Genomic DNA, 15,982 nt, shown 5'->3' on the forward strand with positions numbered 1-15,982 from the left:
AAACTCCGGAGCGTGCGATACGGCGGGCTCAGTCCGCCACCGCGTACGCCTCCACCGACCACAGTGAATAGCCGTACTGGGTGGCCCGCTTGTCGCCCTGTACGCGGACGAACCGCACGTCGCGTTCGTCCATGCGGACGGTTTCCTGGCCGCCCCGGCTGTCCTTCACCGCGCCGGCCGTGCGCCAGCGGCGGCCGTCCGGGGAGACCTGGACGCGGTAGGCGGAGGGGTGGGCCTCCTGCCAGTGGAGGGCGACCTTGCCCAGGCGTACCGGCTCGGGGAGTTCCACCTGCCACCAGGCGCCGTCGTCGACAGGGGACGACCAGCGCGTGGACGGGTTGCCGTCGATCGCGGCGGAGGCCGGGAAGTCGGGGGTCTCGTCGCCGGAGGAGCCTGCCGTGCCGGTGCGGGCCAGGTCGGGGCCGGCGGTGCGCGGGAAGGTGCGGACCGTGAGGGTGCGGGTCTCCCCGGCGAAGGCGATGCGGATGCCGTACGGGCGGGAGGGTGCCGTCGGAGGGACGGTCACCTCGACGGGGACGTCCACCGTCGCGCCGCGGGGCACGGTCAGCTCCGTGGTGGGGACGCGCACCTTGATGCCCTCGGGGGCCTCCACGGTGACCCTGCCGCGGACATCGGCCGGGCGGTGGGAGGTCAGCCGGGCGGTCAGCCGCTCGGTGCCGTCGATCTCCGCGTCGGCCACAGCGCGCGGCAGCTCCAGGCCGGCGGCCGCGGTGTCGGCGAACCACGGGACCAGGTGGCGTACGCGGGAGGGGTCGGCGCCGGTCACGCGGACGGCGTCGACCCGGGTGCCGGCCGGCGGGGGAGTCGGCTGCACGAGGGCCGGCGGGCGTGTCCAGAGGCCCGGAGCCGGGGAGGCGGGCGGCCAGAGGGCCGGGGGGTGTGTCGCCCGGCCGGCCGGGGGCGAGGGCTGCCCGGTGTCGAGTTCCGTCGCCCCGCGCTCCGCCAGCGCTCCCACGCGGAGCCAGCCCTCTCCGGGGACGTGGACCTCCACGGCACCGGCGGTTCCGGGGTCGCTGAGGACCGTCACGGCGGTCAGGGCGCGGGCGCGCGGGAAACGGACCGTGCGGGTCAGCACCTCGTCCCGGTCCGCGGCCGGCTCGTGCGTCAGGCCCGCCCAGGTCGCGTACTCCTGCCGCGCACGGTCGAGGAAGGGGTCCAGTACGCCCTTGCCGACCGTCACGTCGGCGCGCTCGATCCCGGCGCGCAGCCGGTCCAGCGTCCGGTACGCCTCCCAGGCCCCCGTCGCGTCGCCCGTGCGCTGGGCGCGGAACATGTCGAGCGCCGCCGTGCCGGCCTCCCCGTAGCGGGCCAACTGAGCCGACCACGGGGCGACTTCGGTCGCCAGGGTGCCGCCGGACGCCAGCCGCCCAGGGGTCTCGCGCAGCACCGTGAAGGCGGCGCGCAGCCGCGCCTCGGCGGTCTCGTTCCTGGCCCGGTCCGTCGTCTTGCGGGCCTCCCACACGGCCGCGATGAGCGGGCGCAGATACGCCGACTCCGTGCCGCCCAGCACCGAGGACGCGTCGTTGCCGGCCAGGGCCGACAGTGCCTCGTGGCGCCGCGCGTCGCCCGCCGCGAGGTCGGCGATGGCCGCCCGCCAGGACTCCTCGGGGCGGTAGTCGCGGGGGTTCCATGCGTAGTCGGCCGCCGTGAACAGCGGGATGCGGGAGGCCTCCGCCTGCTCCATCGCGTTGGCGAGCAGGGCGGCGGAGCCGCTGGCGACGGCCGGTTCGCGGCCGGTGTAGGGGCCGAGGAAGATACGGTCCTCGGCGTAGTCGTTCACCGGGTAGTTGTCCATCGTGACCAGCGGACGCCCGAAGACCGCGCGGGCCTCGGCCAGTTCGCTCCCCGTGATGGTCCGCGGCACCACGCCCACCCCGGTCCAGGCCACCTGCACCGACTGGTCCAGCGCGGACGCCAGTGCCTGCCGGTAGGGCGTCGCGCCGTCCTCGTAGAACTCGGTCGGCATCAACGACAGCGGCGCCGCGTCGGGATGACGCTCCGCCAGGTGCCGGACCACCTCGTTCGCCACCCGCGCCTGCGCCCGCGCCGCCGCCTCCGGGCCGGAGCCGAAACGGTCCGGGTCCGCGCCGCAGTGCCACTCGCTGTAGCTGACGTCATGGAACTGCAGCTGGAACGCCCGGAAGCCGAGTGCCCACATCGCGTCCAGCTTCCGCGTCAGCGCCCGTACGTCGGCGTCCGAGGCGAAGCACAGCGACTGGCCCGGCGCCACCGCCCAGCCCAGTGTCACGTGGTTGCGGCGGGCCCGGTCCGCCAGCTCCCGGAATGCCGCCCGCTGCGCCGCCGGGTACGGCTCGCGCCAGCGCTCCTGGCGGTAGAGGTCGTCGCCGGGGGCGTACAGATACCGGTTCTGCTTGGTACGGCCCATGAAGTCGACCTGCGCGAGCCGCTGCTCCTGCGTCCACGCGGTGCCGTAGAAGCCCTCGGTGGTGCCGCGCACGGCGGTGCCCGGCCAGTCCCGGACGGTCACGCCGGGGATCGTTCCGTCGGGGCGCAGCAGCTGCCGCAGCGTCTGCACGGCGTGGAAGAGGCCGTCCTCGCCCGCGCCGGTGAGGGTCAGGGTGCCGTTGCCGGTGGTGAGGAGGTAGCCGCCGGAGGGCAGCGCGTGGCGCGGGTCGCTGTGCGCACGCTCGGTGCGCGCCCGCACCACCAGGGTGTCCGGCGGGGGCGGGTCCGAGGCGCTCAGGTCCGTGATCGTGCGGGCGCCGGCCCCGTGCAGCAGCGCGCGCAGCGCGTCCAGGGCGTACGGGTCCGTGTCCGCTTCGGTGACCAGGGCGACCCGGTCGGTGACCTTCACGGCGGTGCCGGTCGTACGGAGGGACTGCGGGCGCGGCCACACGGCGAGGCCGGAGGCGGCCGCGGCCGGCTGCTCCGGGTTCGTGGCCGGGGGGCCGGGGGCCGGGCCGGTGCCGGGGTCGGGGGCGGACGGCGCCGCTACGGCCGCGGGGCCGACCCCCAGGGTTCCGGCGACGACGGCGAACGCGAGTGCGGCCGCGCTCTTCCCGTGCCCGATACCGCGCCGAAGCCGCACGGCCCCTCCTCGTCGATCGGCCTTCGCGAGCGGTACCGAAGGCGGTGTCGAAGAGTCTCGACCACACCATCCCCGGGGGAAGGTGTCAACGAGAGTGGCCGTTGTGCCGCGATTGCCCGAACCTGGAGTCAGGCGAGTGTGACCAGGAGCACGTCGTTCGTTCCGGTACGTCTGCCCTCGCGAGCACTGGGTAGGGCTGCGGTAATCCGACCGCTGGACGCCCGTACCCGACGTACTCGACAAGGAGGCCCCCGTGGCCGCACCGGCACACCTTCTGCTCTCGGCCCTGTCCAAACACGTGGCGGAGCCGCCCGCACCCCACCTGCTGCCCGCCGACGATCCGCTGCCCGCCGGCGACCTGCTGTACGCCGACCGGCTGTCGGCCGACGACTCCGGCCTGTGCGCCTTCAGCGCCGAGAGCACCTGCGTCGAGGCCCCGCTGACGAGCGAGCCGCCGCTGCCCGACGCCGAACCGCTCACCAGCGAGCCGCCACTCGCCGAGGCCGCCCCTCTGACCAGCGAATCGGCCGCCGAGACGGCCGACCGGGACTCCGGCCCCGCGGAGTCGTAGATGACAGCGCCGCGGCCGGCCGAACCCCCAGGACCCCCAGACTCCCCCGGATCCCTCGGTGAGGAGCTGACCCGGCTCGCCGGGCTGCACGGCGTCGCCACCTCCTACAGCCCCTCCCCGGACCGTACGGTCACCGCCTCCGCCGCCGCGGTCGTCGCGGTCCTCGCCGCCCTCGACGTCGACGCGAGCACCCCCGAGGCCGCCCGCGCCGCGCTCACCGCCCGCGAACGGGAACTCGGCGAACGGCTGCTCCCGCCGACGGTGGTGCGCTGGGGCGACCCGGCCGCGGAAGGGGGCACCGGACTCCCCGGACTCCACGGCCTCCCGCCCGGCACCCGGCTGCGCATCGACACCGAGCAGGGCGAGACCCGTACCTCCGCCGACCGCCTCCCGCCGGGCGTCCACCGGCTGACCGCCACCGCCCCCGACGGCCGCACCGGGCAGGCGCACCTGATCGCCGCCCCGCCCCGGCTGCCCACCCCGTCGGGACGCTCGTACGGCCTGCTCGTCCAGCTCTACTCCCTCCTCTCCCGCCGCTCCTGGGGCATGGGCGACCTCGGCGACCTCGCCGAGCTGAGCGGCTGGGCGGGGCGGTCGCTGGGCGCCGGATTCGTGCAGGTCAACCCGCTGCACGCGGCCGTGCCCGGTCCGCCCGCCGACCCGTCCCCCTACCGCCCCTCCTCCCGCCGCTTCCCCGACCCCGTGCACCTGCGCGTCGAGGACGTCCCCGAGTTCGCGTACGTCGAGGACCGCGAACGGCTGCGGCCCCTGCTGGAGCGGGCGGGCCGGCTGCGCGCCGCCGTACTGGACGAGGGGGCGCTCATCGACCGGGACGCGGTGTGGGAGCTGAAGCGTCAGGCGCTGGAACTGGTGCGCCGGGTGCCGCTCGGGCCCGGCCGCCGCGCCGCCTACGCCGACTTCCTCGCCGCACAGGGCCAGGCCCTGGAGGACCACGCCACCTGGTACGCCCTCGCGGAGGTGCACGGCGCCGACTGGAGCCGCTGGCCCGAGGGGCTGCGGGACCCGCGCTCGGCCGAGACCGCCCGCGCCCGCACCGGGCTGACGGACCGCGTCGACTTCCACTCCTGGCTCGCCTGGCTCACCGACGACCGGCTCACTGCCGCCCAGCGCACCGCCCGCGAGGCCGGCATGCCGATCGGGATCGTGCACGACCTCGCCGTCGGCGTGCACCCCGGCGGGGCCGACGCCTGGGCCCAGCAGGACCACTTCGCGGCCGGCATGTCCGTCGGCGCCCCGCCGGACGCCTTCAACGCGCGCGGCCAGGACTGGGGCCTGCCGCCCTGGCGCCCCGACCGCCTCGCCGCCTCCGGGTACGCGCCCTTCCGCCGCCTGCTGCGCGCCCTGTTCCGCTACGCCGGCGCCCTGCGCATCGACCACGTCATGGGCCTGTTCCGGCTGTGGTGGGTACCGCGGGGCCGCCCGCCCACGGAAGGCGCGTACGTCCGCTACGACGCCGAGGCCATGCTCGCGACCCTGGTGCTGGAGGCCTCGCGGGCGGATTCCGTGGTGATCGGCGAGGACCTGGGGACGGTGGAGCCCGGGGTGCGCGAGGCCCTGGACCGGCGCGGGGTGCTCGGCACGTCGGTGCTGTGGTTCGAACGGGACTGGGACGGCGACGGCCGCCCGCTGCCCCCCGAGCGCTGGCGCGCCGACTGCCTGGCCACCGCCACCACCCACGACCTGCCGTCCACCGCCGCCCGCCTCACCGGCGAGCACGTCGAACTGCGCCACCGCCTCGGCCTGCTCACCCGCCCGCTGGAGGAGGAGCGCGCGGAGGCGGCCGAGGACATCCGCGAGTGGCTGGCGCTGCTGACGGAACTGGGCCTGCTGCGGGGCACCGGCGACGGCGTCCGCGCCTCCTCGGAGGAGGCCGGGATCCAGGCCGTCCACCGCTTCCTGCTGCGCACCCCCGCCCGCATGGTCGGCCTCTGGCTCCCGGACGCCGTCGGCGACCGGCGCCCGCAGAACCTGCCCGGCACCTGGGACCAGTACCCGAACTGGCGCCTGCCCGTCGCCGACGCCGAGGGCCGCCCGGTGACCCTGGAGCACCTCGCCGCCTCACCCCGGCTGCACGCGCTGACGGACGTGCTGCGGGCCGGAGTGGAGGGGGGCGGCTGACCGCCGGGGAAGCGCCCGCGGGTCTCATACGGCACCCCGGGCGCACACCCCGTTCGGGCGTTCGCTACGTTTGGCACCGTGGACAAGAAGAACGCCCTGCGCGCCGGCGCTCTGGCCGCCGGTACGACGCTGATGATGCTGCTCATGTCGTCCCCCGCGCTCGCGCTGACCCGCGACGACGGCGACGACCCCGGCCAGGGCCTGAGCGTCATCCAGACGCTGGGGCTCTACGTCGGTATCCCGATCGCCCTGTTCGTGATCATCGCGGGCCTGGTCATGGTCCTGGACAGGTCCCAGGACAGGCACCGGGTCACGAGCCGGAACGTGGACGTCAAGACCAAGGCCTGACCACACGCACACCGAGGGCGCCGACCCCGCCACACGTACGCGCACAGCCGTACGTGGGCGAGGTGGGCGCCTTGGGCGCGTTCCGGGGGAGTGGGTCGCTCACGGGTGCGGTGCGGTCGGGCGGCGCCGGCCCGTGGGCGCGAGCCGTTGCCGACGAGCGTCGGCCAACAGATGTTGGTACCAGGAGGTCCCCATGACCGGTACCACTGGAAACCGCACCCCCGGGTCCGGCACCGCTCCCGTCCTCGTCGTCGGCGCCGGCCCCACCGGACTGCTCCTGGCCGGCGACCTCGCCGCCGCCGGCGTCCCCGTCACCCTCGTCGAGAAGCGGCCGCACCGGATCAGCAACCTGTCCCGCGCCTTCGTCCTGCACGCCCGCACCCTCGAACAGCTCGACGCCCGCGACCTCGCCGACGGCCTGGAGGCCGTCGGCCGTCCCCTGGCCCAACTCCGGCTCTTCGGCGGGCTCGCCCTCGACCTCGGTGTCCTGCCCTCCCGCTTCAAGCACGTGCTCGTCCTGCCGCAGTACGAGGTGGAGGAGGCCCTGGAGCGGCGCGCCGCCAGGGCGGGTGTGGACTTCCGGTACGAGACCGAGGTGACCGGCCTGACCCAGGACGCGGACGGCGTGACGGTCCGGGTCCGCGCACCCGACGGCCGGCCGAAGGCGCTGCGCGCGGCGTACGTCGTCGGCGCGGACGGGATGCGCAGCCGCGTGCGCGGGGCGGTCGGGCTGCCGTTCCCGGGGCGCTCGGTGATCCGTTCCGTCCTCCTCGCGGACGTACGGCTCGCCGAGCCGCCGAAGACCCTGCTCACCGTCAACGCCGTCGGGGACGCCTTCGCCTTCCTCGCGCCCTTCGGCGACGGCTACTACCGCGTCATCGCCTGGCGTCGCGGCACCGACGTGCCCGATGACGCGCCCGTCGACCTCGACGAGGTGAAGGAGATCACCCGTATCGCCCTCGGCCGTGACCACGGCATGCACGACGCCCGCTGGACGTCCCGCTTCCACAGCGACGAGCGTCAGGCGCCCGCCTACCGCGTCGGCCGGGTCTTCCTCGCCGGTGACGCCGCCCATGTGCACAGCCCGGCCGGCGGTCAGGGCATGAACACCGGTCTGCAGGACGCGGCCAACCTGAGCTGGAAGCTCGCCCAGGTCGTCACCGGGCACGCGCCCGAGGCGCTCCTCGACACCTACCAGGCCGAGCGCCACCCCGTCGGCAGGTCCGTGCTGCGCAGCAGCGGCGGCATCATCCGGCTCGCCATGGCCCGCCGCCCCTGGACCCTGGCCCTGCGCGTCGTGCTCGTCACCGTCCTCGACCGGGTCGGCCCGGTCCGCCGCAGGGCCGCCGGGCAGGTCACCGGCATCGGCTACCGGTACACCGCTCCCCGGGGCGCCCACCGCCTGGTCGGCGCCCGTGTCCCGGACGTCGCCCTCGCCGGAGGCGGCCGGCTCTACGAGGCCCTGCGCGGCGGCCGGTTCGTGCTGATCGCCCCGCGGGCGCACCCGGTCGGTCAGGACCGGTCCGGCCGGCTGACCGCGAAGCGCTGGGCGAGCGGGCGCCGTACGGCCGTGCTGGTCCGTCCCGACGGCTACGTCGCCTGGGCCGCGGACACGGCCGACGAGGCCGCGATCGAGGCCGCGCTCGCCGCCCACGTGGGCTGAGCGGCCGGGCAGCCGTCACGCCTGCGTCCCCGGCGTTCCGGCCAGCAACTCCCGCAGCAGTTCGGCGAGTTGGCCGGCCCGCTCGGCGTCCAGGGCGGACAGCGCCTCCGTCTGTGCGGCGAGCCCCGCGCCGACCGCCTCGTCGATGAGGTGCAGCCCTTTGCCGGTCAGGGTCACCTGGAGGCCGCGGCGGTCGTGCGGGTCGGGGGCGCGGCGCAGCAGGCCCGCGCCTTCCAGCTTGTCCAGCCGGCCGGTCATCCCGCCCGTGGTGAGCATGAGCGCCCCTGAAAGCTGCCGGGGGGAGAGGGTGTAGGGCTCGCCGGAGCGGCGCAGGGTCGCGAGCACGTCGAACTCGCCGCGCGAGATCCCGTACGGGGCGTACGCCTTCTCCATCCGCTCGCCCATCGCCCGCGACAGCCGGAAGATCCGCCCGAAGACCTCCATCCCGGCGGTGTCCAGGTCGGGCCGTACGGCCGCCCACTGGTCGACGATCGCGTCGACGGCGTCCCCGCGCCGCTGCGGACGTGCGCTCATGCGTCGAGTATCCGCCGCCGTACACGCCGAGGGGCGCCCGGCCGGGCACCGGGCGCCCCCATTGCCGTACGGGCGCTACGGCCGAGTGGCCGCCGCGTCCGCCGCCTGGGCCTTCAGGGCGCGCTCGACGCCCGCCCGCGACTCCGAGACCAGTCGGCGCAGGGCGGCGTTCGGCTCGGCCGAGGCCAGCCACTCGTCGGTCTTGCGCAGGGTGTCCTCGGACACCTGGATCGCCGGGTAGAGGCCGACGGCGATCTGCTGGGCCATCTCGTACGAGCGGGAGTCCCAGATGTCCTTGACCACCTCGAAGTACCGGTCGGTGTACGGCGTGAGCAGCTCGCGCTGGTCGGTCTGGACGAAGCCCGCGATGACCGCCTCCTGGACGGCGTTCGGGAGCTTGTCGGAGTCGACGACCGACGCCCAGGCCTCCGCCTTGGCCTCCGGCGTCGGACGGGCCGCACGCGCGGTGGCCGCGTGCCGCTCACCGGCCGCGGTCCTGTCCCGCTCGTACTCGCCGGCGATCTCCGCCTCGTCGAACCGGCCCACGGCCGCCAGCCGCTCCACGAACGCCCAGCGCAGCTCGGTGTCCACGACCAGGCCCTCGACCGTGTGCGAGCCGTCCAGCAGGGACTCGAGCAGGTCCAGCTGCTCCGGCGTGCGCGCGGTCGCCGCGAAGGCGCGCGCCCACGCCAGCTGGTGGTCGCTGCCCGCGTCCGCCGCGCGCAGGTGGGCCAGCGTGGCGTCCGTCCAGCGGGTGAGCAGGGCCTCGCGGGTGGCCGGGTCGGCGTACAGGTCGACGGCCAGCTTCACCTGGCGGTGCAGCGACTGCACGACGCCGATGTCGGACTCCTTGCCGATCCCGGACAGCACCAGCGACAGGTAGTCGCGGGTGGCCAGTTCCGCGTCCCGGGTCATGTCCCAGGCCGACGCCCAGCACAGGGCGCGCGGCAGCGAGGACTCGAAGTCGCCCAGGTGCTCGGTGACGACGGCCAGCGACCGCTCGTCCAGGCGCACCTTGGCGTACGACAGGTCGTCGTCGTTGAGCAGGATCACCGCCGGCCGGCGCCGGCCGGCCAGCTGCGGTACGGCGGTCAGCTCGCCGTCCACGTCCAGCTCGATCCGGCCGTCCGCGGCGCGCACCAGCTTGCCGCTCGCCTCGTCCAGGTCGTACAGGCCGATCGCGATCCGGTGCGGGCGCAGGGTCGCCTCGCCCTTGGCGCCGGCGGGCAGGGCGGGGGCCTCCTGGCGGATCGCGAAGGAGGTGATGACGCCCGCCCCGTCCTCACCGTCCGTCTCGATCTCCGGGCGCAGGATGTTGATCCCGGCCGTCTCCAGCCACTTCTTCGACCAGGTCTTCAGGTCTCGCCCGGAGGTCTCCTCCAGCGCGCCCAGCAGGTCGGACAGGCGCGTGTTGCCGTACGCGTGCCGCTTGAAGTACGCCTGCACGCCCCGGAAGAACTCGTCCATGCCGACGTACGCCACCAGCTGCTTGAGCACGCTGGCGCCCTTGGCGTAGGTGATGCCGTCGAAGTTGACGAGCACGTCGTCCAGGTCGCGGATGTCCGCCATGATCGGGTGGGTGGAGGGCAGCTGGTCCTGCCGGTACGCCCAGGTCTTCATCTGGTTGGCGAAGGTGGTCCACGAGTGCGGCCACTTCGAGCCGGGGGCGTGCGCCATGCAGGCGGCCTCGGCGTAGGTGGCGAACGACTCGTTCAGCCACAGGTCGTTCCACCACTCCATGGTGACCAGGTCGCCGAACCACATGTGGGCCAGCTCGTGCAGGATCGTGGTGGCCCGCGCCTCGTACGCCGCGTCGGTCACCTTGGAGCGGAAGACGTACTGGTCGCGGATGGTCACCGCGCCCGCGTTCTCCATCGCGCCCGCGTTGAACTCCGGCACGAAGAGCTGGTCGTACTTCTCGAAGGGGTAGGCGTAGTCGAACTTCTCCTGGAACCAGTCGAAGCCCTGCCGGGTCACCTCGAAGATCGCGTCCGCGTCGAGGAACTCGGCGAGCGAGGGCCGGCAGTAGATGCCGAGCGGGACCGACTGCCCGTCCTTCTCGTACACGCTGTGCACGGAGTGGTACGGCCCGACGATCAGCGCCGTGATGTACGTCGAGATGCGCGGCGTCGGCTCGAACACCCAGACGTTGTTCTCGGGCTCGGGGGTCGGCGAGTTGGACACCACGGTCCAGCCCTCGGGCGCCTTGACCGTGAACTGGAAGGTGGCCTTCAGGTCCGGCTGCTCGAAGGAGGCGAAGACCCGGCGGGCGTCGGGGACCTCGAACTGGGTGTAGAGGTACGCCTGGTCGTCGACGGGGTCGACGAAGCGGTGCAGGCCCTCGCCGGTGTTGGTGTACGCGCAGTCCGCGACGACCCGCAGGACGTTACGGCCCTGGAGCAGGCCCGGCAGCGCGATCCGGGAGTCCTTGAAGACCTCGGCCGCATCCAGCGCGTCGCCGTTGAGGGTCACCTCGTGGACGGCCGGGGCCACCAGGTCGATGAAGGATTCGGCGCCTCCCCCACTCTCGGCTTCGCTCGAGCGGGAGGTGCCCCCATCCGCGACGTCGAAGCGCACCGTGGTCACGGACCGGTAGGTGCCGCCCTCCTGCGCGCCGGAGAGGTCGAGATCGATCTCGTACGAGTCAACGGTGAGCAGCTTCGCCCGCTGCTGCGCCTCTTCGCGAGTCAGGTTTGTGCCAGGCACGCGGTCATCTCCTCGTGATGTGTGGGTGCGGTCATCCTTCCACGTCGCGGCCCATGTGAACGGGCGGTCACCGACTATCGGCGACCGCCCGCTCGAAGCACCTACCTGAACGGCCCTACGCGCTCAGCTCCGCCGCCACCAGCTCCGCGAGCTGGACCGTGTTCAGGGCCGCGCCCTTGCGGAGGTTGTCGTTGGAGATGAACAGCGCGAGGCCGTTCTCCACCGTCTCGTCGCGGCGGATGCGGCCGACGTACGACGGGTCCTGGCCGGCCGCCTGGAGCGGGGTCGGGATGTCGGAGAGGGCGACGCCGGGGGCGCCGGCCAGCAGCTCGGTGGCGCGCTCCACGCTGATCGGATGCTCGAAACGGGCGTTGACCTGCAGGGAGTGGCCGGAGAACACGGGCACGCGCACACAGGTGCCGGAGACCTTCAGGCCCGGGATCTCCAGGATCTTGCGGGACTCGTTGCGGAGCTTCTGCTCCTCGTCGGTCTCGTTCAGACCGTCGTCGACGAGGTTGCCCGCGAAGGGCAGCACGTTGAAGGCGATCGGGCGCTTGTAGACGGACGGCTCGGGGAAGTCCACCGCCGCGCCGTCGTGGGTCAGCTTGTCGGCGTCGGCGACGACCTTCTGCGTCTGGCCGTGCAGCTCGGCGACGCCCGCGAGGCCCGAACCGGACACGGCCTGGTAGGTGGCGACGACCAGCGCCTGAAGGCCCGCCTCCTGGTGCAGCGGCTTCAGGACCGGCATCGCGGCCATCGTCGTGCAGTTCGGGTTGGCGATGATGCCCTTGGGGCGGTCGGCGATCGCGTGCGGGTTCACCTCGGACACCACCAGCGGCACGTCCGGGTCCTTGCGCCAGGCCGAGGAGTTGTCGATCACCACGGCGCCCTGCGAGGCGACCTTCTCGGCCAGCGCCTTGGAGGTCGCGCCGCCCGCCGAGAACAGGACGATGTCCAGGCCGGAGTAGTCCGCGGTGGCCGCGTCCTCCACGCTCACCCCGTCCAGGACGGTCCCCGCCGAGCGGGCCGAGGCGAACAGGCGCAGCTCGGTGGCGGGGAAGTCGCGCTCCGTGAGGATCCTGCGCATGACCGTGCCGACCTGACCGGTGGCTCCGACGATTCCGATCCTCACAGTGATTCCTCCACGTGTGCTGTGCGTACGTAATGCTCGGTCGAGGCCCTTCCATCATGCGGCCCGCCCCGGCCCACCTGTCCAATTCTTTGCCCGGCGTGCCCGAGGACTGGGACGGGCGCGCCCGGAGCACACCCGCGGTCCTGCCGCCCGCACCCGTGCCGAACTGCAGAAATTCGCCCGGCGGGGCCTTCCCGCCGCAAGCTGTGCTGCCGCGTGCCCTGCCCAGCGGGTCCCGTCTCATACGGCGATGTGACGTACGCCTCTGAAGCGTACGTCCCTGAAAAGCGTGGGGCGGGCGCCCGTACGGACGCCCGCCCCACTGCCGTATGCGAAACCGACCGCTACGGGACGACCTTGCCGATCTTCACGCTGCCGAGGCCCGCGACGGTGCCCCGGGTGTTCAGCACCTGGACCTCGCCGAAGAACTCGCGGCCCGCGGGGGCCGGCTCGTTCGCGACGACGTCGGCGGAGATCTGCGCCGTGCCGTTCGGGGCGAGCGCGTACACCTTCGACTCGTCGACCTTCACCGAGCCGAGCGCCGCCGAGTAGTACACGTCCCGGTAGTCGTAGGCCGTGGTGCCGGCCGGCACCGAGTATGCGTCGATCAGGACGGTGTACGTGCCCGCGGCGGGCTTGGCGATGGAGACGGACTCCTCCGAGCCGCCCGCCGCCGAGTAGGCGACGCGCTGGCCGGCGGCGTTGTAGACGTACAGGTCCAGGTCGGCCCCGGCGTCCGAGACGTTGCCGATGGCGACGTCCAGCCGCTCGGCGCCGGCCGGCACGACGACGGTCCTGGTCTGCGTGTCACCGTCGGCGATGGTGGGACGGTCCGACTTCGACGAGCCCAGCGAGCCGCCCTTCAGCTTGGCGTCCAGCCCGGCGAGCTTGTTCGTCAGCGTCCAGGACACGGAGGTCGGCGTGCCGGCCTTCGCCTCCTCGACCGTCTGCACCGCGGGGCTGAAGTCCAGCCCGTACACCGCCGCGTTCAGCGTGAACGGGTTGTCGAGCAGTGGCGAGGTACGACGCGACTCGACCTCGATCTCCCAGACGCCCGGCATCGGCTTGGCGTACGAACGCACGTCCGGACGGCAGGTGTTGGCCGGGTTGTTGTAGTTCGGGTAGCAGTACGGGGTCGAGGTGTTGTCCACCGGAGTGCCGTACGGGTGGATCGCGATGAAGCGGGTCTGGCTGTCGGCCTTGAGTCCGCTCATCGAGACCTCGAGGGTCTTCGCGCCCTCCGGGACCGTCACGAAGTACGACTGGGTGCTGTTGCGCTGTGCGACACCCGACACCGAGTAGGCGAAGGACGGCTTGGCGATCTCCGAGGAGACCACGACCGTCAGCATGATCTGCTTGTCCACACCCTCGGTGCGGCGGTCGTCGACCTCGAGGATCGCGCTGTGCACACCGGCGGAGGCGGGGCGCGCCTCGATCTTGACCGTCACCGGCTTGTTCAGCGGCAGCGAGACCTCGCGCGAGCCGACGATCTTGAAGGTGCCGTCGTCGTTCTTCAGGCCCAGGTGGTGCTTGACCGAACCGGCCGGGCCCGTCGTACGGGTGACCTGGACGTCGTAGGTCTTCTTCTGGCCCTTCTTCAGACCGCCCTCGCGGTCGTACAGGCCGGTGCCGAAGTCGGGGGTCTTCAGCGCCCAGGACAGCGAGGTGCTGACCGGGGCCTTGACCGCGTAGTCGTGCGCCGAGGCGCCCTTCTCGATCGACTTCCAGGCCTTGACGATGTCGATCAGGCCCGCGCCCTCGCTGTGCGGCTGCTCGCCCTTGATGTGCTGCGCGGTCGAGGTCAGCGCGGTGCGCAGCTTCGCCGGGGTGAGGTCGATGCGCTTCTGCTTCGCCGCCGACAGCAGCAGCGCGGACGCGCCGGCCGCCTGCGGGGAGGCCATCGAGGTGCCCTGGAGCATCGAGTAGCCGGCCGGGAGGGAGTAGCCGGCCTCGGCGACCGGGCCGCCGGGCAGCCAGGTCTGGGTGGTGTTGATGGCCGCGCCGGGCGCCGAGATGATCGGCGTGAAGCCGCCGTCCTCACGCGGACCGCGCGAGGAGAACGGCATCATGGCGTACTTCTTGCTCACCACGGAGCCGTAGTTGGCCGCCCAGGTCTCCTTGGAGATGGTCGCGCCGACCGAGACGACCTTGTCGGCGAGGCTGGGGTCACCGATGGTGTTCAGGCCCGGGCCGCTGTTGCCCGCCGAGATGACGAGCTGCACGCCGTAGGTGTCGATGAGCCGCGTGTACAGCTCCGCGCGGGCGTTGTTGCCGTCGTTGAGCGCCGGCAGGCCGCCGATGGACATGTTGACGATGTCCACGCCGCGGTTGACGACGAGGTCGATCATGCCCTCGGTGAGCGCGACGTTGGTGCAGCCGCCGTTCCAGTTGCAGGCCCGGGAGGAGACGATCTTCGCGCCCGGGGCGGCGCCGTTCATCTTGCCGCCGAACAGGCTGTTGGCGGCGGTGATGCCGGCGACGTGCGTGCCGTGCTCGGACTCGATCAGGCCGATGTTGACGAAGTCGGCCTTCTTGCCGACCCAGGACCCGCCGTAGGGGTCCATCGGCACGTCCTTGCGGATCTCCACGACGAACGGCTGCCGCTCGACGACGTCCGTCTTCGGGTCGTCGGTGCCGAAGTAGCCGATCTGGAAGCCGTCCTTGTACGGCTTCATCGGCGTGTCGTCGGTGAAGTCGTTGTTGTCGTTCAGGTCCACGCGGACCGTGCCGGCCGCCGGGTCGTACAGGACGCCCCAGGAGTCGGTGGTGTCGCCGTCGCGGTTCACGTCGCCGTTGGCGTCGCCGCCGACGGTGTACGACTCCTTGAAGGTGCTGATCTGGTAAGAGCCCGCCGGGGCCTTCCAGGTCTTGCCGTCGAAGGTGAAGGTGGGCCCGGAGACGGGGTTCACCATCGGGCGCCAGGTCTGGTCGCTGTCGACGATCGGGTCCGTCGCGGTCACCCAGTCGACGATCTTGCGCTCGCCGGTGGTGGTCTTCTGCAGCGCCGGGTGGGCGAGGTCCACGCCGGAGTCGAGGATGCCGATGGTGACGCCCCGGCCGTCCGCCTTCGGGTTCTTCTTCACGAAGTCGACGGCGCCCGTCTCGAAGGACGGGTTGTACGGGTTCTCGGCGGGGGTGTTCTTGCCCGGGGCCGGGTAGGTGGCGGAGCCCTTGCCGCCGCTCTTGCCGCCCTTGGCGGAGTCCGCGTCAGGCCTCGGGTCGTCGAGCGGGATGTCCTGCTTGAGGTCGATGGCCTGCACGGAGGACAGCTTCGCGGCGGCGGCGATCGCCGAGTCCGCCCTGTCCGTCGGCACGGTGGCGCGGACGTAGCCGAGCTTGTCGTAGGTGCGGCCCACGGCGCCGCCCTTGACCGCGTCCAGCTGCTTGGCGACCTGCTCGGTCTGCCCGGGAGCGGTGGCGATCATCATCGTGACGTTCTTGGCGCCCTCGGCCTTGGCCTCGGCGAGCAGTTCGGCGCCGGCCGAACCGAGTTTGTCGTCCGCCGGCTTGACGGCCGGGTCGGTGGACGTCGGGCCGTCCTGGGCGACGGCCATGGATATCGGCCCGGCCATGGAGAGCGCGGCCACCACGCCGGCCGCCGTGGCGATGCGGGCCAGGCGTCTGGCACCGGTGAGCGGTGCGCGCTGGGGATCGGAGGTCATTGGCATCCCTTGTAGGTAAAGGAACCAGGGGAGGTGTGCGATCGGGGCCGATCGCAGCCGTCCGGATTTCGGAGCCGGACGATCGCTCAGGTTTACCTAAAGGAAAGTTGTTTGACGAGAGTTGACCATGGCGGGATGTGCTCATGGCGTACATCCG

9 protein-coding genes are annotated in these 15,982 nt (G+C 72.9%); 4 read left to right on the forward strand and 5 right to left on the reverse strand.

What is annotated here, in order from left to right:
- Window positions 1-28: 28 nt before the first annotated feature.
- Window positions 29-3,070 (reverse strand): beta-N-acetylglucosaminidase domain-containing protein, encoded by a 3,042-nt coding sequence (locus ACX25U_RS24095; RefSeq protein WP_454383049.1) that lies wholly within the window; start codon window positions 3,068-3,070, stop codon window positions 29-31.
- A 253-nt stretch (window positions 3,071-3,323) separates the two neighbouring features.
- On the opposite strand from ACX25U_RS24095, the gene ACX25U_RS24100 reads away from it, so the two are divergent.
- The 4 genes from ACX25U_RS24100 (at window position 3,324) to ACX25U_RS24115 (ending at window position 7,791) form a co-directional block, all read left to right on the forward strand.
- Window positions 3,324-3,641: a hypothetical protein gene (locus tag ACX25U_RS24100; RefSeq protein WP_454383051.1), complete on the forward strand. Its 318-nt coding sequence runs from the start codon at window positions 3,324-3,326 to the stop codon at window positions 3,639-3,641.
- On the forward strand, window positions 3,642-5,780 hold the full coding sequence (malQ, locus tag ACX25U_RS24105) for a 4-alpha-glucanotransferase (protein WP_454383053.1): 2,139 nt from the start codon (window positions 3,642-3,644) through the stop codon (window positions 5,778-5,780). It abuts the gene before it with no gap.
- Between the two features lie 78 nt (window positions 5,781-5,858).
- Complete coding sequence (locus ACX25U_RS24110) at window positions 5,859-6,128, forward strand: hypothetical protein (protein WP_454383055.1); 270 nt, start codon at window positions 5,859-5,861, stop codon at window positions 6,126-6,128.
- 193 nt (window positions 6,129-6,321) lie between these two features.
- Window positions 6,322-7,791 carry an FAD-dependent monooxygenase gene (locus ACX25U_RS24115; protein WP_454383057.1) on the forward strand — a complete coding sequence of 490 codons (1,470 nt, stop codon included), beginning with the start codon at window positions 6,322-6,324 and terminating at the stop codon, window positions 7,789-7,791.
- Window positions 7,792-7,806: 15 nt separating this feature from the next.
- Here ACX25U_RS24115 and ACX25U_RS24120 read toward each other — a convergent pair whose 3' ends face one another.
- The 4 genes from ACX25U_RS24120 to ACX25U_RS24135 form a co-directional block, all read right to left on the reverse strand.
- Window positions 7,807-8,325 (reverse strand): MarR family winged helix-turn-helix transcriptional regulator, encoded by a 519-nt coding sequence (locus tag ACX25U_RS24120; protein ID WP_454383059.1) that lies wholly within the window; start codon window positions 8,323-8,325, stop codon window positions 7,807-7,809.
- A gap of 75 nt (window positions 8,326-8,400) precedes the next feature.
- Window positions 8,401-11,031 carry an aminopeptidase N gene (gene pepN, locus ACX25U_RS24125; RefSeq protein WP_454383061.1) on the reverse strand — a complete coding sequence of 877 codons (2,631 nt, stop codon included), beginning with the start codon at window positions 11,029-11,031 and terminating at the stop codon, window positions 8,401-8,403.
- A 115-nt stretch (window positions 11,032-11,146) separates the two neighbouring features.
- On the reverse strand, window positions 11,147-12,163 hold the full coding sequence (locus tag ACX25U_RS24130; protein WP_454383062.1) for an aspartate-semialdehyde dehydrogenase: 1,017 nt from the start codon (window positions 12,161-12,163) through the stop codon (window positions 11,147-11,149).
- A gap of 344 nt (window positions 12,164-12,507) precedes the next feature.
- The gene (locus ACX25U_RS24135; protein WP_454383063.1) at window positions 12,508-15,825 is read right to left on the reverse strand and encodes a S8 family serine peptidase; all 3,318 of its coding nucleotides are present in this window, start codon (window positions 15,823-15,825) and stop codon (window positions 12,508-12,510) included.
- Window positions 15,826-15,982: the final 157 nt, after the last annotated feature.

It is taken from the genome of Streptomyces sp. JNUCC 63 (assembly GCF_054366325.1).

What these genes read in the sequence shown, in the direction of transcription:
- malQ (WP_454383053.1), top strand. Translation starts at nt 3,642, where the DNA reads ATGACAGCGCCGCGGCCGGCCGAACCCCCAGGACCCCCAGACTCCCCC.
- ACX25U_RS24115 (WP_454383057.1), top strand. Translation starts at nt 6,322, where the DNA reads ATGACCGGTACCACTGGAAACCGCACCCCCGGGTCCGGCACCGCTCCC.
- ACX25U_RS24120 (WP_454383059.1), bottom strand. Translation starts at nt 8,325, where the DNA reads ATGAGCGCACGTCCGCAGCGGCGCGGGGACGCCGTCGACGCGATCGTC.
- ACX25U_RS24135 (WP_454383063.1), bottom strand. Translation starts at nt 15,825, where the DNA reads ATGACCTCCGATCCCCAGCGCGCACCGCTCACCGGTGCCAGACGCCTG.